Source organism: Lysobacter sp. DMC97, assembly GCF_056313745.1.
Window position 1 is genome coordinate 185,768 of record NZ_JBQUZR010000009.1, and the last position, 20,124, is coordinate 205,891.

Below are 20,124 nucleotides of genomic sequence, written 5' to 3' on the forward strand. Positions count from 1 at the left end.
GCCCCGCGCCTCCGACCGACGCCGTGGTGGACATCGGCCGGAGGACGCGGCGCATGCAGCCGCAGTACATCACCAGCGATACACCGCCGAGACCGTGTAGGCGGCGCCTTCGATCGGCCGCCCCAGGAACACACCGCCGGTGGTGGCGCTGCCGGCGACGCGCGCATTGCCTTCGGTGAGCGCGATCTCGTCGGTGACGTTGGTGCCGCTGAAGGCGAAATCCCAATGCTCGCCGACCCGCATGTCCGCACCGAGGTTGAACGTGTGGTACGACGGCAGCGGCTGGCCGTTGGCGAAGTCCGAGAACCGGTCGCCGACATAGGTGTAGGTGGCGTGGACCTTCAGATCGCCCCAGGGCAGGCTCCAGTAGTAGCTCGGCGTCAGCCGGCCCTGGAACCGCGGCTGGCGGTTGATGCGGTTGCCGCTGTTGCTGCCGAAGTGGTCGTACTCGCCGCGCATGTACACGCCGGTCGCGGCGATTTCCAGACCACCCACCGGACGGACCGCGGCCTCGAACTCCAGACCATACGCGCTGGAATCGCCGATCGCGGTGACGTTGTTGCCGCCGGCATCGAAGAACTGGAACGGCAGCCCGGTGAAATCGTTGCGGAACGCGGTGAGGTAGAGATCGTAGAACGCGCCGCCGGATTTCAGGCCGAGTTCGTACTGGTCGATCTCCTGCACGTTGGTCTGGCCGTCGCGCAGATTGTCGAAGGCCGGGAACTTGAAGCCGGAGTTGATCCGCGCGAACAGGCTGGTGCTGTCGTTGAGCTTGAAGTTGACGCCCGCGGTCCAGGCGTTGTGGCTGTCGTTCTGGTCGATGCTGCGCGGGTTGCGCGCGACCGAGGTGTTGTTGTCGTACAGCGTGTTCGGATCGCCGTCCAGATCGACGCTGACCGGATCGACCACGGTGCCGTCGATCTGCTGGCGCTCGTGGCGGACGCCGGCGTCGATGCGGACGCGGTCGGTCACGTTCCACTGGTCGGCGACGAACACCGCGGTGTTGCGGCCGTCGTAGTCGCCGAAGATGTTGTAGAACGAGGTGCCGACGAAGCCGTTGCGGGTCGGGACGCGGCCGTCGCTCAGGCTGACGTTGACCCGGCGCGCGTTGTTCTGCGCGGTCAGCAGCATGTTGTTGCCCAGGTACCAGGTGTCCTTCGACGAATAATCGGCGTAGTACAGGCCGAAGCTCAGGGTGTTGCGATCGGCCAGGTCGATGCTGAAGCGCATGTCGTTGGTGAACGAACGCAGGTCCTTGTCCACCACCCACCAGCCGGCGACCAGCACCTGCTGGTCCGGCGAGACCGTGCCGCCGCCGTTGACGAAGGTGCCGGTGCCGGTGGCAGTGGCGCCGTAGGTGTCGGTTATGAACGACGACAGCGTCTGCGGGTTGCCGCCGGTGAACAGGCCGTTGGTCGGCGCGTCGCCGGTGAGGAAGTTGAACTTGTCGCTGATCGTCCAGCGTCCGACCTGCCAGTCGAGCGAACCGCCGAACACCGAGATGTCGACGCCGCGGCCGTCGGCCAGATCGCGGGTGATGGTGTTGCCGCCGACGCCGGTGGGCAGGGTGACGCGGCGGAAATCGTTGCCGATCAGCGTGCCGGTGGTGGCGTCGATGCCGGGGAAGCTGGAGATGTCGCTGCCGCCGTTGCGCGAGATCAGCGGGATGCCGGTGTAGAACACGTTGTGGTCGCGGGTATGGCGGCCGTAGAGGGTGACTTCACCGTCGTCCCAGCGCCGCGTGAGCGTGCCGCTGATCTGGCCGCCCTTGTCGACCGGGAAACCGGTGCTGCGCACGCCGTCGCTTTCGCGATAGAACCCGCCGACGCTGTAGTACCAGCCGCTGTCCGCGGTCAGCGGGCCGCTGCTGTAGCCGTCGAAACGGCGCAGGCTGTCGGTGCCGAGCGTGAGTCGCGCGCTGTGTTCGGGGTCTTCGCCGCCCTTCTTCTGGATGAAGTTGACGGTGGCGCCGGGCTGGCCGTTCGAGAAGATCGGGCTCGGTCCGCCGCGCAGCACTTCCATGCGTTCGACGGTGTCGTCGAGGCGGAACAGCGAGGAGTTCTCCAGGAACGACAGCGTCGGCGGCGGATACAGCGGCGAGCCGTCGAGCTGCACGGTGACGAACGGCGCATCGCCGCCGCCGGGGAAACCGCGCACGTCGATGTTCGCGCCGGTCTGGCCGCCGCTGGATTCGACCCAGATGCCGGGGACGACCTTCAGCAGATCGGCGGTGCTCAGCGGCGCGGCCTCCTGGATCTGTTCGGCGGTGGCGGTGGTGATCGAGAAGCTGGCGTCGCGCTTGCGCAGGCCGCTGAATTTCGCGGTGCCGCTGACCACGATCGTGTCGAGCGCGGAGGCATCGTCGGGTGGCGACGCCTGTCCGGACGGGGGCGCCGGTGTCTGCGCCTGCTCCTGGGCCCACAGCGGCAGCGACGCCGTGGCGAGGGTCGAAGCGATGGCAACCGACAGGGCATAGCGGGTGGTGTTGAAGCGTTTCATGTGACGTTCTCTCCGCGGATCGGGTACGACGAGGGATCGGTGGATGGTCCCGGTGGTCGGGCGTGGTGGTGGGGATGTCGTTGCGCGCAGCGCGCGCGTCAGGGCCTGGATACGACGCGCTCCAGCGCGAGGTGCGCGATCGCGGGCAGGACGAGGTCGGCGCCCTGCAGTTCGTCGGCGTCGCCGATGCCGACCGCGGCCATGCCCGCGGCCTGGATCGCGGCGATCCCGCTGGCGGCGTCCTCGATGCCGATGCAGTCGCGCGGATCGACATCGAGCGCGGCGGCAGCGGCGAGGAACAGATCGGGATGCGGTTTCGGCCGCGCCGCCGCGGGATCGGCGATCGCGTCGAAGGCATCGCCGATGCCGAGGTTCCGCAACAGCGCCGGCGCATTGCGGCTGGCCGAGGCGAGACCGAGGCGCAGACCCGCGGCCCGCGCGGCGCGCAGCAATTCGCGGGCGCCCGGGAACAGATCGTCGGGGCCGAAGTCCGCGATCGCCTCGCGGTAGTACGCGTTCTTGCGCTCGGCCAGCGCCTGTTTTTCGGCGTCGCCGTAATTGCGGCTCGCGGCCTCGAGCAGGATGTCGAGCGAACCCATCCGGTCCACGCCCTTCAGGCGCCGGTTGACGGTCTCGTCGAACGCGATCCCCAGTTCGTCGGCCAATCGCTTCCATGCGCGGTAATGCACGTGCGCGGTATCGGTGAGCACACCGTCGAGATCGAAGATCAGCGCGCGGCAGGCGCGCGGGAACATGTCCGGCGCTGCGGCGGGCGATGTCGCGGGCGAAGTCGTCGCGGGCGCTTCCAGCGCCACGCGTTGCCATGCCTGTGCATGCAGATCGAGCGTGCGTCCATGGTGACGGACGCGCAGCGGTTCGCCGTCGTGCAGTCGATACTCGACGCCGTCGGCCGCGACCGACACGCCGAGCCGGCGCCCGCGCCAGCGGATGCCGAAGCGATACCCGCGCCAACCCGCGGGCAGGCTCGGGGCGAAGCACAGTTCGCCATCGACCACGCGCAGGCCGGCGAAGCCCCAGGTCAGGCCGAGCCAACTGCCGGCCATCGCCGCCATGTGCGCGCCGTGGTCGGTATTGCCGTGCAGGTCGTCGAGATCGACCCGCAGGGTCTGGTGGAAAAAGGCCCGCGAAGGCTCGTGCAGCCCGAGCTCGCAGGCGAGAATGCCGTGGATGGCCGGCGAAAGCGTGGAATCGTGGGTGGTAATCGCTTCGTAGTAGGCGTAACTGCGCCGCTTGGCCTCGGCATCCAGGCCATCGCCGGCCAGCACCAGCGCCATCACCACATCGGCCTGCTTGCAGACCTGGTACCGGTACAGCGTGAGCGGATGGTGATCGAGCAGCAGCGCGCGGCCGCGCGCCGCGCCGCCGTGTGCCGCGAAGTCCCAGCGCGGCCTGTGCAGGAAGGTATCGTCCTGGGCGTAGATGCCGAAGCGCGCATCGATCCTCAGCAGCATCGCCGCAGCCGCGCGGCGCCACAGCGCGATCTCGTCTTCGTCCAGCCGCAGGCGCGCCGCCAGCGCCGCGCGTCCTGCCGGATGCGTCCGTCCCAGGCGTTCCCACACCGCGACCGCGCGCTGCAGGTGTCGCTGCGCCATGCGGTTCGTGTAGAAATTGTTGTCGATCAGCGCGGTGTACTCGTCCGGACCGGTGACCGCATGGATCCCGAACGCGCCGTCGCGCAGCGGATCGAAATGCCCGACCTGCGGCCAGATCCGCGCGGTCTCGAACAGCATCTCGGCACCGGCGTCGAGCATGAAGCCGATGTCGTCGGTGGCGTCGAAGTACAGCCCGATCGCGTAGGCGATGTCGGCATTGATGTGGTACGCCGCCGATCCGCTGGGATAGTGCGCGGAACATTCGCCGCCGGCGATCGTGCGCCAGGGATACAGCGCGCCGACCGGATGGTTCAGCTCGCGCGCATTGGCGCGCGCCGCGTCCAGCGTGCGATGGCGGTACATCAGCATCGCCCGCGCGATCTCCGGCGCGGTGAACACCATCACCGGCAGCACGAAGACTTCGGTATCCCAGAAGCAATGGCCTTCGTAGCCTTCGCCGGTCAGACCCTTGGCGGCGGTGCCGGAGGCGGCGTCGCGGCTGGCGGACTGCAACAGGTGGAACAGATTGAAGCGCAGCGCGCGCTGGATCTCCGGATCGGCGTCGACCGCGAGATCGGCATCGCGCCAGAACGTGTCCAGCGCGGTCGCCCGCGCCGACGCGATCGCGGCATATCCCGCCTGCGCGGCCTGCGTCGCCATCGCCGTCGCCGCGTCGCGCAGCGCATCGGCATCGCGACCCCGGCCGTCGGCGGCATGCGCGTAGGCGACGAACTTTTCGATCGTCACGCCCGTCCCGGGGCGCAACCGCGCGATGAACTGCTGGGTCGCGCCATCGTCACCGGCATCGGCGCGCAGGAACGCGAGGGCGCCGTCCTGCGTTCCACCGTCGCCGACCTCGACGGCGTCGAGGCGATGCGCCTGCACGCAGGCGATCGTGATCCCGCTGCGCAGCGTGCGCTGCACCAGGCTCGCGACCGCCGCATCCGCCGCGCACGTCGCCGTTTCCAGCTTGCGACTGCCGGCACTGCCGATGCGCGGATCCTCACCCTGTTTCGCCGCGTGGCCGCCGCCATGCAGACGCGAGCGCAGGATCAGCGGGCCGTCGTGGTCGATCGAGGTCACGCGGAAGCGAATCGCGAGCAGATCGCGATCGTGCGCGACCACGCGCTCGCTCTCGATCCGCAGCCGGCCGCCGGACGGCATCCGCAGGACGCGCACATGGCGCAGCGTCCCGGTGCGCAGGTCGAGGCACCGTTCGACGTCGTCGCCGGCGCAGGCGTCGGGGTCGAGCGCCGCCGCGTCCGGATCGTCGCCGGGCACCAGCACGATGCTGCAGCCATCGGCGACAGGCACGCGGGAATCGGTGCCGCGCACGAAGCCGGGCAGGCGTTCGTGGAACTCGATCGGATGGCGTTCGTACACGGCGGCGAGAAAGCAGCCGGTGGACCCTTCGACCGCCTCCACGGCGCCGCCGCGGACGCCGAGCGACCCATTGGCCAGGGCGAACAGCGAGGCGTCGCGGGCGCGGGTGGCGGGATCGTCACCGCGACGGCGCAGGCACCAGCCCGTGTCGACGTCGGCCGGCGACCGGTCTGCCGGACGCACGGCCACGGAGGCGTTCGCGCCGTCGCCGTCGGGATGGGAATCGGGTACGAACGCCCGCGTCATCGTCTTCGCCGCTGCCTTGCCCTGAAGATGGGCGCCACCCTAGGAACCGATTGTTATCGGTGTCAAGACATCGATAACAATTCGTGAGCGATCCGTTGCGCGCGGCCGGGCCGGGTCTGCGGGACGGCCCGGTCTTCCGATCGATTTCCTTTATGAAAGAAGCACCTGGACGGCATGGCGATCGATTCCGATACCACCGCCCCGGATCGCGACGACCGTCCGGACGGGATCGGGCGCGGTCGCTTTTGTTGCGGGGCAGCACACTCCGGCGCGAACGGGGTCGGGTCGCACGCGCCACCGGCGTGGTCGGCTGGATTCCCTGCGCCGCCGGTTCGTCCGCGATCCGTACCCAGGCCTGCGTGCCGGTTCCGGTGCAGCGATCCGCGCGCGACCTTCGAGCAGGGCATCGGTCGCCCTCGCGCCTTCGCCGAGCGCATCGCCGAAGCCGATCGACCACGCCGCATCACGCGCGGGATGTCCATGCGCAAGCACGGGTTCGCGGCATGCATTGCGAAGGCACGCGGAAAACGTTTGTCGTTACACTCCGGCCATGAAGATCGCCAGCTGGAACGTCAATTCGCTCAACGTGCGCCTGCCGCATCTCGAACAGTGGCTGGCCGAGGCGCGGCCGGACGTGGTCGGGTTGCAGGAGACCAAGCTCGAGGACAACCGCTTCCCCGACGCGGTGCTGGCGGGGCTGGGCTATCGCAGCGTGTTCGCGGGGCAGAAGACCTACAACGGCGTCGCGCTGCTGGCGCGCGATCGCGCGCTGGAGGACGTGACCATCGGCATTCCCGGCTTCGACGATGCGCAGCGCCGCGCGATCGCGGCCACCGTCGACGGCGTGCGCGTGGTCAACCTGTACGTGGTCAACGGCCAGAACGTCGGCACCGAGAAGTACGACTACAAGCTGCGCTGGCTCGATGCCGTGCACGGCTGGCTGGCGGACGAACTGAAGGCGCATCCGAAGCTGGTCGTGATGGGCGACTTCAACATCGCGCCCGACGATCGCGACGTGCACGACCCGGCGATCTGGAACGACGCCAGCATCCTCACCTCCACCGCCGAGCGCGCGGCGCTGAAGCGGCTGCTCGACCTCGGCCTGCACGACGCCTATCGCCTGCATCACGACGAAGGCGGCTTCTTCAGCTGGTGGGATTACCGCCAGGCCGGCTTCCGCCGCAATCTCGGTTTGCGCATCGACCTCACGCTGGTCTCCGGCGCGCTGCGTCCGCAGGCGAGCGCGGCCGACATCGACCGCACGCCGCGCACGTGGGATCGTCCCAGCGACCATGCGCCGGTGTGGGTTTCGCTTGGCTAAGCTGGAAATTGCCCCTGTCTTTCACTCATGCGATAAGGATCTTGCATATGGACGACGCTGCGCCAAGGCGCGAGAAGATCGGCTTCTTCAATGCCCGCAGGATCGCGATGGCCCTGGAGGCGGAGACCAACCAGCAAAAAGCATTGATCGTTTCGCTGCACAAGGAACTTCAAGCGAAGTCGGATCTGATCACGCATTACGGCCTGGATGACGTGGAGCAGAAGCTGCGCCGCATCGCAGCGCTCGATGGCGACATCGCATCGGCGCACCAAACCCTTCGAGCCACGTCAGCCGAATTGTCCCGCGCACAGGAAGCGGTTCGCCAAGCCGAGGCCGACGTCATCGACCTCCGCAATGCGCATGCGCTTCAAAGCGAAGGGCTCTACGATTTTTCTCACCCGGCCGAAAATTCCGCGTCGCTGGCCGAACGACTCGCATCCGTTCGTGCGCGAATCAAGGAGACGATCCGAAACAAACAGGCCACTTCGGCGGCCAGCGGATTCACCTTCAATGGATCGGAAGCGAAGGGCAGGAAATTTGTCGACGACATGTCGAAGATGATGCTCCGTGCCTATAACGCGGAAGCGGAGAATTGCGTGGTGGTGGTTCGGGCCGGAAACCTCAAGGTCGCCCTCGAACGCTTGGGCAAGGCTCGTGAACAGATCAGGAAGCTCGGCACGCTGATTTCCCTGGACATCCGCGACGCTTATCACCGATCCAGAGTCGAGGAGATCGAACTCGCGGCGAGGCATCTCGAGGCCGTCAAGATGGAAAAAGAGCGGGATCGGGAGGAGAAGGAAAGGCTGCGCGAGGAACGCAAGGCCCAGCAGGAGCTGGAACGCGAAAGGGAAAAGCTCCAGAAGGAGCTGAATCACTATCGCTCGGTGCTTTCGGCATTGGAGGCACGCGGTGACGCCGAAGGCGCATCGCGCATCCTGGCATCGATCCAGTCAACGGAAAACGAACTCTCGCAAGTGGATTTCCGAGCAGCGAACATCCGAGCCGGCTACGTTTACGTGATCTCGAACCTTGGCGCACTCGGAGATGATGTGGTCAAGATCGGCATGACCAGAAGGCTCGACCCGATGGACCGCATCAACGAACTGGGCGATGCCTCCGTACCTTTCCGTTTCGATGTGCATGCTCTTTTTTTCTCGACCGATGCCGTCGGCATCGAGACCATGCTTCACCAGCACTTCTCGGCAGCGCGCCTCAATCGGATCAATCTCCGCCGGGAATTCTTCCGTACGAAGCCCCACGAAGTGCTCGAAGTACTCAAACAACACCAAGTCGAAATCGTCGAATTCACCGTTGAGGCGCCGGCCGAGGAGTACCGTTTAAGCCTTGAGATCGCACGAGGCGGGTGAAAGCTCGTTGCAGAACACCATTCCGACGAAAAAGCCCGGCCGAAGCCGGGCTTTTTCGTTGCCGCGACGGCGACGCTCAGCGTGCGCGGCCGCGGGTGATGAGGTTGACGATCAGGAGCAGGACGATCGCGCCGCCGAGCGAAGCGAGCAGGCCCGGCACCGAGAAGTCGCCGGTGTTGGCGGTGCCCGAGCCGAGCATCGGCGCGATCAGGAAGCCACCGATGAAGGAGCCGACGATGCCGACGACGATGTTCAGCAGGATGCCTTGCTGCGCATCGCGGCGCATGAGGAGGCTGGCGAGCCAGCCGATGATGCCGCCGACGATCAGCCAGATGAGGATGCCCATGTGCGTGCTCCGAACGTGCGTGGTGAAGGTGTGCACGTTGTAGGGCACTGCCGTGGCCGCGGCGACGCAGCGCCGAAACCGTTCAGGCGGGCGACGGAAACCCGAGGAATCGGCGGGAAATCCGCCACTTTCTCGATTCTCCCACCGCGTCGCGCACGAACGCCCGGGCGCCGTGCACGACGCGCGTGCCGGCGTCAGCCGCCGTCGCGCGGGCGTGCGCCGCCGCTGTCGTCCGCGGGCACGCTGCGCAGCGCGCGCGCCATCGCGCCGAGGCCGCCGGCGAGCAGCGCCAGCATCAGCAGCGTGTTGAACAGGCTGGTGGAGCGGAAATAGATCTGCAGGTTCGACAGGATGCCGACGAACACGATCACCAGCCCCGCGGCGAGCAGCAGCCAGCCGAGGATCGACTTGCCGTCGAAGAAGATCATCCCGGTGCCGATGATGAACGGGATCAGCGACAGCCCGAAGCCGTTGTAGCCCCACACCGACCAGTAGCCGCCCGAGGTCACCTGCACCTGGTTGGTCAGCAGCCAGCCGCCGGCGACGGCGGCCATCAGGCCGAGGAAGAACTGTCCGATGCCGCCCGGGGTGCCGCCTGCGCCTTTCATGCCGCCGTCTCCGCTCGCTGGGAATCCGCGGCGATGATAGCGCCCGGCTGCCTCGCGGGCATGCGGTCGCGACGCGGCGTCAGTCCTTCCAGTAGCGCACGCGCCGGCGGTACAGGCGCCAGGCCGCCGGCGATTCGAAGGTGCTGACCGGCGCGTCCGCGGTCGGCGCGGTGTCGGCATCGAACGTCGCCGCATCGTCGAGGATCGCGCGCGTCAGCCAGCGCCGCGGCAGCGCCAGGCGCAGGCCGGGCCAGTCGATCGGCCGCCGCGACGCCATCACGAAGCCCCATTCGCCGAACGACGGCACGTAGAGGCGGTAAGGCCGCGTCTGCAGGCCGGTCGCGCGCAGGGTGGCGTCGATGCTCCAGAACGCCTCGCGGGTGAAGTACGGCGAACTCGCCTGCGTCACCAGCACGCCGTCGGGGTGCAGCCGCGTCAGCAGCCGCGTATAGAACTCGCGCGAATACAGCCGCGCGATGGCCTCGGTGCGCGGATCGGGCAGGTCCAGCACCACCGCGTCGTAGGTGCGCGCGTCGTGCAGCAGGAAGCGGTAGCCGTCGGCGTTCACCACGCGCACGCGCGGATCGGCGAGCGCGCCGCGGTTAAGCGCGACGATCGGGCCGAAGCCGCGTGCCAGCGCGGTCATCGCCGGATCGATGTCGACCAGCGTCACGCCGAGCACGCGCCGGTCCTTCAGTACTTCGCGCACGGCGAGGCCGTCGCCGCCACCGACGACCAGCACCTGCTCGGGATGCCGCACCGCCGCGAGTAGCGGGTGCACCAGCGCCTCGTGGTAGCGGTATTCGTCGCGGCTGGAGAACTGCAGTTCGCGATCGGAATACAGCCGCAGGTCGTCGCGGAAGCGGGTGACGACGATGCGCTGGAAACGCGTGGTCTCGGCGTGCAGCACCTGGTCGCGGTACAGCCGCTCCTCGAAACCGGACACGATGCGGTTCGCGCCGACGAGACCGGCGATCAGCAGCACCAGTGCGACGAGCGCGGCGCGGCGCGGCCCGCGCAGGTCGGACGCCGCATTGCCCGACGACAGCAGCCACACCGCCGCGAGGTTGACCACGCCGGTCAACAGCGCGGCCTTCACCGCGCCGAACGTCGGCAGCAGCACGAAGGGAAATGCGAGCGAGCCGATCAGCGAGCCGAAATAGTCCAGCGACAGCGCGCCGGCGAAGGCGTTGCGCCAGCCGCCCGCGCGGCGCAGCAGTTCGGCCAGCATCGGCAGTTCCATGCCGACGAGATGGCCGATGGCCGCGACCAGCGCGACCATGCAGGCGAGATAGCCTTCCGGCACCGTTTCGTTCGCGGCGTACAGCAGCAGGCCGCCGAAACCGCCGAGCAGCGCCACCGCGACCTCGATGCGCAGCAGTCGCGGCAGCGCATCGTCGCCGACCTCGCGCGCGACGAACGCGCCGGTGCCCATCGCGGCGAGGAAGGTGCCGATGGTCAGCGAGAACTGCAGCGCGCTGTCGCCGTTGAGGTAGGTCGACAGCGTGCCGATCAGCAGTTCGTAGACGATCGCCGCAGCCGCGGTGAGCACTACCGCGATGCCCAGCCGGCCCGGCGCCGGCAGCGCGCTCACTTGCCGCCCCAGCTGCCGAAGTTGCGGTGCCCGCCGGAGCGCATGCCGTCGTCGCAATACGTCTCGTACTGGCCGGTGGCCGGATTCCTGCGCCGCTCGCAGTCGTCGTCGCAGCTTTCCAGCGCGACGATGAGCAGCACCATCAGACCACCTGCGATCCACGGCCCCACCGCGTCGTCACCGGTGAACAGCGACGTGGCTTTCCGCTTGTCGACCGACCGCGCGGCGCTCGCCTTGCGCGAAGCGGCGGCGCCGACGCGCTCGGCGAACGTGCCGCCGGCCTCGCGCGACCAGCGGAGCAGCTCGTGGCTGCCGACCTGCCGGCCGAGGGTGGCGTCGGTGCCGCGCGCGTTCCATTCGATCGACAGTTGCTGCGATCCGCCGCGCAGGTCGACGCCGTCGAACGCCTCCTGCGGCGCAGCGTCGCCGCCGACGTCGCCGAACATCGCGGTGGCGTGGAAACGGTAGCGGTCCTCCACGCGGTAGTCGCGGTCGCGGACACGCTGGCGCTGGCCGGGCTTGAGCGCGGCGGCGTCGATCGTCGGCGGCAACGCGATCGGCGTCCACAGGCGCAGGCCTTCGCCCGGCTCGCGGCTCAGCCAGCGCTGGCGTTCGCTGCGCACGGCTTCCGCCGGCGCGACGCCGCGCGGGACGAGCAGCCATTCGCGCCATTCGTCGCCGTCGGTCGTGCGCAGGGTCAGGTGCCCGCTGGCGACGTACTCGACGGCGTCGATGCACAGCGCGTCGCCGACACGCAGCAGGTCGAAGGGCGCGCTCATGCTCAGCCGACGAGGCTGGCCGCGATCACGATCGACAGCCCGAGCACGAACGCGCCGGCGAGCACGGCCACCGCGACGTTGCCTTCCTCGAAGATCTTGGCGTGCATGTCGCCGGGCGTGAGCCGGTCGAACAGGCGATAGCCCAGCCACAGCAGCAGCGAACCGGCACCGGCGTAGGCGAGCGAGAGCAGGAAGACGACGAGGCCGTGCGGCATGGGAACACTCCGTGGCGGACAGGGACACAGGTTCGCACCCGCGGCATCGCGGGCGCAGTGGCGGAACGGACGTCAGGCCAGCAGGCGCAGCAGCGCGTCGCGCGGCAGCTTGCCGGTCTCGTTGCGGGGCAGGGCGTCGACCAGCCGCAGGCGGCGCGGCAGGAACACCGGGTCCACGGCGTCGCGCAGGGCGGCGAGGATCGCGGCCTCGTCCAGCCCGGGCGCGACCGCGAGCGCGGCGATGCGCGCCACGCCGGTGACGTCGCAGGCGTCGAGCTGCAGCACCACGCCGTCGAGCACGCCGGGCACGGCCTGCAGGCGCCGGGTGAGGTCCCCCAGCGACGCGCGCTTGCCGGCGATCTCCAGCAGGTCGGACTGCCGGCCGCACAGGACGAAGCCGTCCTCGCCGCGCAGTTCGACCAGATCGGCCAGCGGCATCGGCACCGGCAGGTGCGCGGCATGCACCAGCGTGCCGTCGGGCTGCGGCTGCAGGCGCACGCCGGGCAGGCAGCGCCAGGCGTCGTCGCGCGCGGTGCGGCGCACGGCGATCACGCAGGTTTCGGTGGAGCCGAACATCTCGCGTACTTCGCAGCCGAAGCGCTGCTCGGCGGCGGCGGCCAGCGTCTGCGGCAGCGGCGCGGTGGCGGTGACGATCCCCGCCAGCGGCGGCAGCGGCACCTGCGATTCGACCAGCGCGCGCAGGTGCACCGGCGTGGTGACCAGCAGCGGCGGATCGCCGGCCTCGCGCACGGCACGGGCGACGTCCTCGGGAAAGAACGGCCGCCCGCCATGCACCGACGCCGGCGCCAGCAGCGGCAGCAGCACCGACAGCTCCATGCCGTACATGTGCTGCGGCGGCACGGTGGCGACGATCGGCAGCACGCCCGCCTGCGGCCGCAGGTGGTCCAGCGCGGCGAGGTTCTGCGCGGTGCTGATGCGCAGCGCGGCCCAGGTCTTCGGGTTGGGCCTGGGCCGGCCGGTGCTGCCAGAGGTGAAGGCGACCAGCGCGACCGCGGCGGCGTCCACCGTCGGCGGCTCGCCGGGCAGGCGCGGCAGGCGCTCGGGCAGCGCGTGCAGGCGCGGCGGCGCCGGCGCGATGCGCACGTCGGCGACGCAGACGGCGTCGGGATACTGGGCGAGCACGTCGCCGATCGCCGCCGGCGTGCGCGACGGCGGCAGCAGCGTGGTGATGCCGCGGACGGCGGCGGCGCAGAAGGCGACGAGGAACCGGTAGCGGTCCTCGCAGAGGTTGATCATGCAGGGGGCATCGGGCAGCCCCGCGGCGACGCCGCGGACCTCGGCCAGGAAGACGTCCAGCGCGATGCGGCCGTGGCCGTCGAACACGACGGTGCGCGACCCGGGTCCCTCCGCCAGCGCCTGCCGCTGGGCGGCGGTCGCGCTCCGGGCGGGTGGATCCATCGCTGCCGACATCGTCTTCGTCACTCCCGCCTGCCCGCGATGCGGGTTCCACCATCGTGTCCCGACGCATCGCGTCGCCCCGGTCGTAGCTTACGCTGGGCGCCCCGCAAGCCCCAAACCGTCGCCACCCCATGCACGCTGCCCGTTTCGGTCCCGTCCGCTGCGCCTGGTGGCCCTATCACCGCGGCGAACATGCGGAGACGCGGGTGCGGGCCTGGCTGGCCGACCAGTGGGCGCTGCCGCCGGCGGCGCTGACGATCGCCCGCGATGGCCACGGCCGGCCGTACCTGCAGGCGGGCACCCACCGCGTCGACCTCAACTGGAGCCACAGCGGCGAGCGCCTGATCGCCGCCTGCGCCGACTGCACCCGGCTGGGCGTGGACATCGAACTGCTGCGGCCGCGGCCGAAGGCGCTGGCCACCGCGCGCCGCTACTTCGATCCGGCCGAAACCGCGGCGCTGTCGGCGCTGGCCGGCGACCCGGCCGCGCTGGACACCGCCTTCACCCGGCTGTGGTGCGCGAAGGAAGCGGTGCTGAAGGCACACGGGCGCGGGCTGTCGTTCGGGCTGGAGAAGCTGCGGCTGGCGGCCGATGCCGACGGCCTGCCGCGGCTGGTCGCCTGCGATCCGGCGCTGGGCGCGCCGCAGGACTGGCGGATCGAGGCGTGGACGCCCGAACCGGGCTACTGGGCGACGCTGGCGTGGCGGACGCGCACGGACGACGGCCAGGCCTCCGCTCGCGGATAATCTGCCGCGATGAACGCCCCCGCCCTGCCCGCCGCCGCCCGCGACACCCTCGACGCCGGCCTCGCCGCCCTCAGCCTCGACGCCGCGCTGGCCGAGCCGCTGGCGCGCTACCTCGCGCTGATGCTGCGCTGGAACGCCGCCTACAACCTCACCGCCATCCGCGATCCGCGGGAGATGGTGACCAAGCACCTGCTGGACTCGCTGGCGATGGCGCCGACGGTGGCCGCGCTGCCGACGCTGGCCGACCTCGGCACGGGGCCGGGCCTGCCGGGCATCCCGCTGGCGATCGCCACGCCCGGGCTGCGGGTGACGCTGGTGGAATCCAACGGCAAGAAGGCCCGCTTCATGCGCGAGGCCCTGCGCACGCTGGGCCTGGGCAACGCCGAAGTGGCCGAATCGCGGATCGAGGCGCTGGACCGCCCGGGGCAGTTCGCCGCGATCACCGCCCGGGCGCTGGCCACGCTGCCGCAGATCCTGGCCCTGGGCGGACACCTGGTCGCCCCCGACGGCGTGCTGCTGGCGATGAAGGGCGCCCGCCCGGACGAGGAGATCGCCGCCCTGCCGCCCGGCTGGACGGTGCGGGACCTCCGGCCGCTGGCCGTGCCCGGGCTGGACGCCGAACGCCACCTGGTGACCCTCGCCCGGGCCGCCGCGACCGACGATTGATGCCGCGGCGCGACCCGGCCGGCCCGGCAGTCCGCGCCGGCAACGGGCATAATCTGCGGTTCGGCCCGCGCCGCCCGCCCCCCGGGACGCGGTCCCGTCCGCCCGCACACGAACACTTCCGGACCCCCTCATGGCCCGCATCATCGCCATCGCCAACCAGAAAGGCGGGGTCGGCAAGACCACGACCTCGGTGAACCTCGCCGCCGCGCTGGCGCAGGCGCCCATGCGCGTGCTGCTGGTGGACCTGGACGCCCAGGGCAACGCCACGATGGGCAGCGGCGTGGACAAGCGCGAGCTGGCCGGCTCGACCTGCGACGTGATGCTCGAAGAAATGCACGCGAAGGACGTGATCGTGAAGTCGCCCGAGGGCTTCGACCTGCTGCCGGGCAACAACGACCTGACCGCGGCCGAGATCGAACTGATGGACGAGCCCGGGCGCGAGCAGCGCCTGCGCCGTGCGCTGGACAGCGTGCGCGACCGCTACGACTTCATCCTCGTCGACTGCCCGCCGGCGCTGTCGCTGCTCACGCTCAACGCGCTGACCGCTGCCGATTCGGTGCTGGTGCCGATGCAGTGCGAGTACTACGCGCTGGAAGGCCTCAGCGCGCTGCTGCAGACCATCGACGCGCTGAAGGCGAAGCTCAATCCCGCGCTGGAGATCGAAGGCGTGCTGCGCACCATGTTCGACGTGCGCAACAACCTCGCCAACGCGGTGTCCGCGGATCTCACCGCGCACTTCGGCGACAAGGTGTTCCGCACCATCGTCCCGCGCAACGTGCGCGTGGCCGAAGCGCCCAGCCACGGCCAGAGCATCGTCGCGTACGACAAGGCCTCGCGCGGCGCCATCGCCTATCTCGGCCTGGCCGGCGAGATCATCCGCCACCAGCGCGAACGCGCCCAGCAGGCCGCCGGTGCGCGCGGCACCCTTCCGGAGACCCGCGCATGAGCGCCCCCAAGAAGCGCGGCCTCGGCCGCGGCCTCGAAGCCCTGCTCGGCCCCAAGGCCGCCGCCGAAGCGCCCGCGCTGGAAGCCACGCCGGGCGACACCCTCAAGCTGCTGCCAATCGACGCGCTGACCCCCGGCAAGTACCAGCCGCGCCGCGCGATGGATCCGGCCAAGCTCACCGAACTGGCCGAATCGATCCGCGCCCAGGGCGTGATCCAGCCGGTGGTCGTCCGCGAGATCGACAAGGACAAGGGCGGCAAGGTCTACGAGATCATCGCCGGCGAACGCCGCTGGCGTGCCTCGCGCCAGGCGGGCCTGACCGAAGTGCCGGTGGTGATCCGCGAGGTCGACGACCGCACCGTGGTCGCGATGGCGCTGATCGAGAACATCCAGCGCGAAGACCTCAACCCGCTGGAAGAGGCGCAGGCGCTGCAGCGGCTGATCGACGAATTCGACCTCACCCACGCGCAGGCCGCCGAGGCGGTGGGCCGCTCGCGCGCCGCGGTGTCGAACCTGCTGCGCCTGCTGGAACTGCCGCCGGACATCCGCGCGCTGGTCGAGACCCGCGCGATCGAGATGGGCCACGCCCGCGCCCTGCTGTCGCTGACCCCGCAGGCCGCGATCGCGCTGGCCCGCCAGGCGGTCGAGCACGGCTGGTCGGTCCGCGAGGTGGAGCACCGCGTGCAGCAGCTCAGCGCCGGCCAGGTGCCGACCGCGGTGAAGGGCAAGCCGGCGAAGGCCGCGAAGGCCAAGCCGCAGGCCGACCTCGCCGCGCTGGAACGCGACCTCAGCGAATCGCTGGCGACCAAGGTCGACATCCTGCACGGCCGCGGCGGCAAGGGCCGGCTGGTGATCCACTACACCGACCTCGACACCCTCGACGGGATCCTCGATCGGCTGAAGACCCGCGGCTGAGCCGGATCGGGCCGCCGCACGCGGCCGGCATTGGCGGTAACGTGGGCGGCCTCCGCCCACCATGACAGGGATGCTCATGCGCCGTTTCGCCTTGTTCTGCTCGCTCGCCCTCGCGTCGCTGCTGCCGCCGGCCATCGCGCCGGTGCAGGCCGCGAAATCGCCTTCCTACACCTACGTCCGCCTCGGCAACGCCGCCGATGTCGCGCCCACGCCCGTGCCCGGCACGGTGCTGATGGGCGGCGGCACCGACGTCGACGCCGCGTTCCAGTGGCTGTGCCAGCGCGCCGGCAACGGCGATTTCCTGGTGATCCGCGCCACCGGCACCGACGCCTACAACCCCTACGTCCGCGCGCTCTGCCCGAACCTCAATTCGGTCGCGACCCTGATCATCCCCGACCTCGCCAGCGCCAACAACGCGACGGTCGCGGACCTGCTGTCGCGGGCCGAGGTGGTGTGGATCGCCGGCGGCGACCAGTCGAACTACATCAACTTCTGGACCGGCACGCCGGTGCAGACCACGTTGAACGCGCTGATCGCCAGCGGCACGCCGGTCGGCGGCACCAGCGCCGGCCTCAACGTGCTGACCCAGTTCGTCTACACCGCACAAAGCGGCAGCGCCACGTCCGCGCAGGCGCTGGCCGATCCCTTCAACCGCACGCTCACTTTCGGCCGCGACTTCGCGCGCGTGCCGGTGCTGCAGGGCGTGCTGGGCGACCCACACTTCGCCGCCCGCGATCGCATGGGTCGCGAACTGGGCTTCCTGTGCCGGATCGCCACCAACGGCTGGAGCGCCGCGCCGCGCGGCATCGCCGTGGACGAGCAGACCGCGCTGCTGGTCGACGCCCAGGGCACGGCGAACGTGGTCGGCAGCGGTCGCGCGTATTTCCTCCGCGCCCCGGGCCTGCCGGAGGTCTGCAAGGCGAAGATGCCGCTGACCTATCGCAACATCGCCGTGGACCGCATCGCCGCCGGCGACGGCTTCAACCTGACCACCTGGCAGCGCAGCGGCGGCCTCGGCTACACGGTGTCGGCGGTGGCCGGCGTGCTGCAGTCGACCCAGGCCGGCGGCGCGATCTACTGAGCCGCACGCGGCCGCGACCGGGCCCGCCCCTGCGCGGCCCGGTCGGCAGGCCGGGGCGCAGGCGGTATCCTAGGCGGGATGAACGCCGAACCCGTGCTCTCCGTCGTCGTCCCGGTCTTCAACGAACGCGACAACGTCACCCCCCTGATCTCCGAAATCGTGGCCGCCCTGCGCGGCCACGCGCTGCTGAAGGGCGGCGCGTTCGAGATCGTCTACGTCGACGACCACTCGCGCGACGACACCCTCGCCGTGCTCCAGGGCCTGAAGGCGACCGTGCCCGAACTGCGGGTGCTGCACCACGTCAGCCAGAGCGGGCAGAGCACCGCGGTGCGCACCGGCGTGAAGGCCGCGCGCGGCGCGTGGATCGCCACCCTCGACGGCGACGGCCAGAACGATCCGGCCGACATCCCGAAGTTGCTCGCGAAGCGCGAGGAATCGCCGGCCGACGTGAAGCTGTTCGCCGGCTGGCGCGTGGACCGCAAGGACACCGGCAGCAAGCGCTGGGCATCGAAGTTCGCGAACGCGATCCGCAGCCGCATGCTGCGCGATGCCACGCCCGACACCGGCTGCGGCATCAAGCTGTTCGAGCGCGAGGCCTTCCTCGACCTGCCCTACTTCGACCACATGCACCGCTATTTGCCGGCGCTGATGCAGCGCGCCGGCTGGAAGACGATCAGCGTGCCGGTGAACCACCGCCATCGCGCCAGCGGCGTGTCGAAGTACAACAACCTCAATCGCGCGCTGGTCGGCCTGCGCGACCTGCGCGGCGTGGCCTGGCTGATCGTGCGCAGCAAGCGCACCGCGGTCGAGGAACGCTGAGCGTGCTGGCCGAGGCCGCATCCGCCGTCCAGGCCGTCGGCGGCGCCGACGTCATGAATTCGCCGATCCCGTGGCTGGCGTGGACCGGCATCCACATGAGCCCGTGGAAGCTGATCGGCATCGTCGGCACGCTGATGTTCGGCGGCCGCTGGCTGGTGCAGTTCGTCGCCAGCAAACGCGCGGGCAAGCCGGTGATCCCGCGCGTGTTCTGGTACATGAGCATCGTCGGCAGTCTGATGACGCTGAGCTACTTCACGCTGTCGGCGAAGCAGGACGCGGTCGGCGTGCTCGGTAACCTGTTCCCGGCGTTCACCGCGAGCTACAGCCTCTATCTCGACATCCGCCACCGTGGCTGGCGTCGCGACCGCAACAGCCATTGACGACCTGCCGCGGATCGCCGCGACGGCGCGGCGATCCGGCGGCGTCATCGCAGGTCGCGTTTACTGCACCGTGCCCTGGCGGTCGTTGCCGCCCTTGCCGCCGAACAGCTTGCGCACGAACGCCACGATGCCGACGACGATGAACACGATGAATTTCTTCGCCGCCAGCAGCAGCACGCCGAGCTTGGCCAGCAAGCCGGTCTTCGCGGCGATGCCGCCGCCGATCAGCGCGGCCAGGCCGTAGCCGGCCAGCTTGTCGGTGCTCGAATCGTAGTCGGCGTAGCGTGCGCCCTGGTCGAATTCGGCCATCGGCAGCAGCTGCTGCATGCCCGCCTGCACCTGCTGCAGCTGCGGCATGCCGGCGACCGCGTTGAGGCTGAGATAACCGCGGCGGCCGAGCACGCGCACGTCGTAGTTCAGCGTGTGCTGGTCCTCGCCCTCGAACGCCGCTTCCTTCGCCCAGTACAGTTTCTTGGCGCTGGCGTCGTAACGCGGCGGCACCGCCCAGCCGATCATGTGCACGGCGCCGTAACCGGCCTTCTTGCGCTCCGCGTTGGCGTCCTCGGTTTCCTGCTTGATCTGCTTGAGCAGGTCGTCGTAGTCGGTCTTGGCCGCATCCTCGTCGGAAACGTAGCCGTCGTCGGCGTAGGTCACCACGACCGCCCAGCTGTCGTTGCCCGTGAGCGGGGTCGAGGCCGGCACCACCATGCCGAGGATGGTGTCGTCGGGCGGGTTGCCCCACAGCTGTTCCAGCACCTTGCGGCTGTCTTCCTTGCCGAGATAGCGGAACTGCGAACCGAGGCGGAAATGCGCCTGCGCCTCCGGCACGCCGATCTCGCCGGTCTGGAAATGCAGGCCGTCGACCAGCGCCTTCGCCTGCGCGGCCATTTCCGCTTCAGACGGCTGCGGTGCTTCGGCGTGCACCGCGAAAGCGGCCGCGGCCGTGACCAGGGCCGCGAGCAGCGCGGTCCGGCTCCATCGTTTGAACATGACGATCCCCGTTGGAAGACGGGCGCCCCCGCGCCCGGAAGCGCCAGTGTGCCGATCGCGTGGGCGTGACGCCACATGCGACGGCAGATCCGGCGATCGCATTTTTTGATTCACGCAAAGAAGAACCCCCCGCAGCGTTGGCTGCGGGGGGTTCGGTGTAAGACCCTGGCGATGACCTACTCTCGCATGCTG

General features: G+C 69.9%; 18 protein-coding genes. 9 read left to right on the plus strand and 9 right to left on the minus strand.

Annotated features, from left to right (window positions below; genetic code table 11):
* Window positions 1-69: 69 nt before the first annotated feature.
* Both ACT53Q_RS18895 and pgmB read right to left on the minus strand, forming a co-directional pair.
* A complete protein-coding gene (locus tag ACT53Q_RS18895) occupies window positions 70-2,499 on the minus strand; it encodes a TonB-dependent receptor (protein WP_476188212.1) in 2,430 nt (809 codons plus the stop codon).
* Between the two features lie 98 nt (window positions 2,500-2,597).
* A complete protein-coding gene (gene pgmB, locus ACT53Q_RS18900; RefSeq protein WP_476188213.1) occupies window positions 2,598-5,741 on the minus strand; it encodes a beta-phosphoglucomutase in 3,144 nt (1,047 codons plus the stop codon).
* 550 nt (window positions 5,742-6,291) lie between these two features.
* Here pgmB and xth point away from each other — a divergent pair.
* Together xth and ACT53Q_RS18910 are read left to right on the plus strand one after the other, a co-directional pair.
* Window positions 6,292-7,062, plus strand: coding sequence for an exodeoxyribonuclease III (gene xth / locus ACT53Q_RS18905; RefSeq protein ID WP_476188214.1), 771 nt, complete (start codon window positions 6,292-6,294; stop codon window positions 7,060-7,062).
* A gap of 47 nt (window positions 7,063-7,109) precedes the next feature.
* Complete coding sequence (locus ACT53Q_RS18910) at window positions 7,110-8,429, plus strand: SNIPE associated domain-containing protein (RefSeq protein ID WP_476188215.1); 1,320 nt, start codon at window positions 7,110-7,112, stop codon at window positions 8,427-8,429.
* A 76-nt stretch (window positions 8,430-8,505) separates the two neighbouring features.
* Here the strand turns inward: ACT53Q_RS18910 and ACT53Q_RS18915 are convergent, their stop codons facing one another.
* The 6 genes from ACT53Q_RS18915 to ACT53Q_RS18940 all read right to left on the minus strand — a co-directional run bounded on the left by ACT53Q_RS18915 (window position 8,506) and on the right by ACT53Q_RS18940 (window position 13,390).
* Window positions 8,506-8,775 carry a GlsB/YeaQ/YmgE family stress response membrane protein gene (locus ACT53Q_RS18915; protein WP_476188216.1) on the minus strand — a complete coding sequence of 90 codons (270 nt, stop codon included), beginning with the start codon at window positions 8,773-8,775 and terminating at the stop codon, window positions 8,506-8,508.
* Window positions 8,776-8,969: 194 nt separating this feature from the next.
* Window positions 8,970-9,383 (minus strand): hypothetical protein, encoded by a 414-nt coding sequence (locus ACT53Q_RS18920; RefSeq protein ID WP_476188217.1) that lies wholly within the window; start codon window positions 9,381-9,383, stop codon window positions 8,970-8,972.
* Window positions 9,384-9,462: 79 nt separating this feature from the next.
* Window positions 9,463-10,977, minus strand: a complete 1,515-nt coding sequence (locus tag ACT53Q_RS18925; RefSeq protein ID WP_476188218.1) for a polyamine aminopropyltransferase — start codon at window positions 10,975-10,977, stop codon at window positions 9,463-9,465.
* Window positions 10,974-11,756 (minus strand): DUF4178 domain-containing protein, encoded by a 783-nt coding sequence (locus ACT53Q_RS18930; protein ID WP_476188219.1) that lies wholly within the window; start codon window positions 11,754-11,756, stop codon window positions 10,974-10,976. The genes ACT53Q_RS18925 and ACT53Q_RS18930 overlap by 4 nt, the downstream gene beginning before the upstream one ends.
* Before the next feature lie 2 nt (window positions 11,757-11,758).
* Entirely contained in the window at window positions 11,759-11,971 is a 213-nt protein-coding gene (locus tag ACT53Q_RS18935; protein ID WP_476172349.1) for a DUF350 domain-containing protein, read from the minus strand.
* Window positions 11,972-12,043: 72 nt separating this feature from the next.
* Window positions 12,044-13,390, minus strand: a complete 1,347-nt coding sequence (locus ACT53Q_RS18940; RefSeq protein ID WP_476188220.1) for an AMP-binding protein — start codon at window positions 13,388-13,390, stop codon at window positions 12,044-12,046.
* Window positions 13,391-13,596: 206 nt separating this feature from the next.
* Here ACT53Q_RS18940 and ACT53Q_RS18945 point away from each other — a divergent pair, with 206 nt between their 5' ends.
* The 7 genes from ACT53Q_RS18945 to ACT53Q_RS18975 all read left to right on the plus strand — a co-directional run bounded on the left by ACT53Q_RS18945 (window position 13,597) and on the right by ACT53Q_RS18975 (window position 18,942).
* Complete coding sequence (locus ACT53Q_RS18945; RefSeq protein WP_476188221.1) at window positions 13,597-14,136, plus strand: 4'-phosphopantetheinyl transferase family protein; 540 nt, start codon at window positions 13,597-13,599, stop codon at window positions 14,134-14,136.
* A 9-nt stretch (window positions 14,137-14,145) separates the two neighbouring features.
* On the plus strand, window positions 14,146-14,802 hold the full coding sequence (gene rsmG, locus ACT53Q_RS18950; protein ID WP_476188222.1) for a 16S rRNA (guanine(527)-N(7))-methyltransferase RsmG: 657 nt from the start codon (window positions 14,146-14,148) through the stop codon (window positions 14,800-14,802).
* A 130-nt stretch (window positions 14,803-14,932) separates the two neighbouring features.
* On the plus strand, window positions 14,933-15,748 hold the full coding sequence (locus ACT53Q_RS18955; protein ID WP_476188223.1) for a ParA family protein: 816 nt from the start codon (window positions 14,933-14,935) through the stop codon (window positions 15,746-15,748).
* The gene (locus tag ACT53Q_RS18960) at window positions 15,745-16,662 is read left to right on the plus strand and encodes a ParB/RepB/Spo0J family partition protein (RefSeq protein ID WP_476172354.1); all 918 of its coding nucleotides are present in this window, start codon (window positions 15,745-15,747) and stop codon (window positions 16,660-16,662) included. Before ACT53Q_RS18955 ends, ACT53Q_RS18960 begins: the two co-directional genes overlap by 4 nt.
* Before the next feature lie 76 nt (window positions 16,663-16,738).
* Entirely contained in the window at window positions 16,739-17,743 is a 1,005-nt protein-coding gene (locus ACT53Q_RS18965; RefSeq protein WP_476188224.1) for a cyanophycinase, read from the plus strand.
* Window positions 17,744-17,821: 78 nt separating this feature from the next.
* A complete protein-coding gene (locus ACT53Q_RS18970) occupies window positions 17,822-18,562 on the plus strand; it encodes a glycosyltransferase family 2 protein (RefSeq protein WP_476188225.1) in 741 nt (246 codons plus the stop codon).
* A gap of 53 nt (window positions 18,563-18,615) precedes the next feature.
* Complete coding sequence (locus ACT53Q_RS18975; RefSeq protein ID WP_476172366.1) at window positions 18,616-18,942, plus strand: lipid-A-disaccharide synthase N-terminal domain-containing protein; 327 nt, start codon at window positions 18,616-18,618, stop codon at window positions 18,940-18,942.
* Window positions 18,943-19,002: 60 nt separating this feature from the next.
* On the opposite strand, the gene ACT53Q_RS18980 is transcribed toward ACT53Q_RS18975, so the two are convergent.
* Window positions 19,003-19,932 (minus strand): DUF2167 domain-containing protein, encoded by a 930-nt coding sequence (locus ACT53Q_RS18980; RefSeq protein WP_476188226.1) that lies wholly within the window; start codon window positions 19,930-19,932, stop codon window positions 19,003-19,005.
* Between the last annotated feature and the right edge of the window lie 192 nt (window positions 19,933-20,124).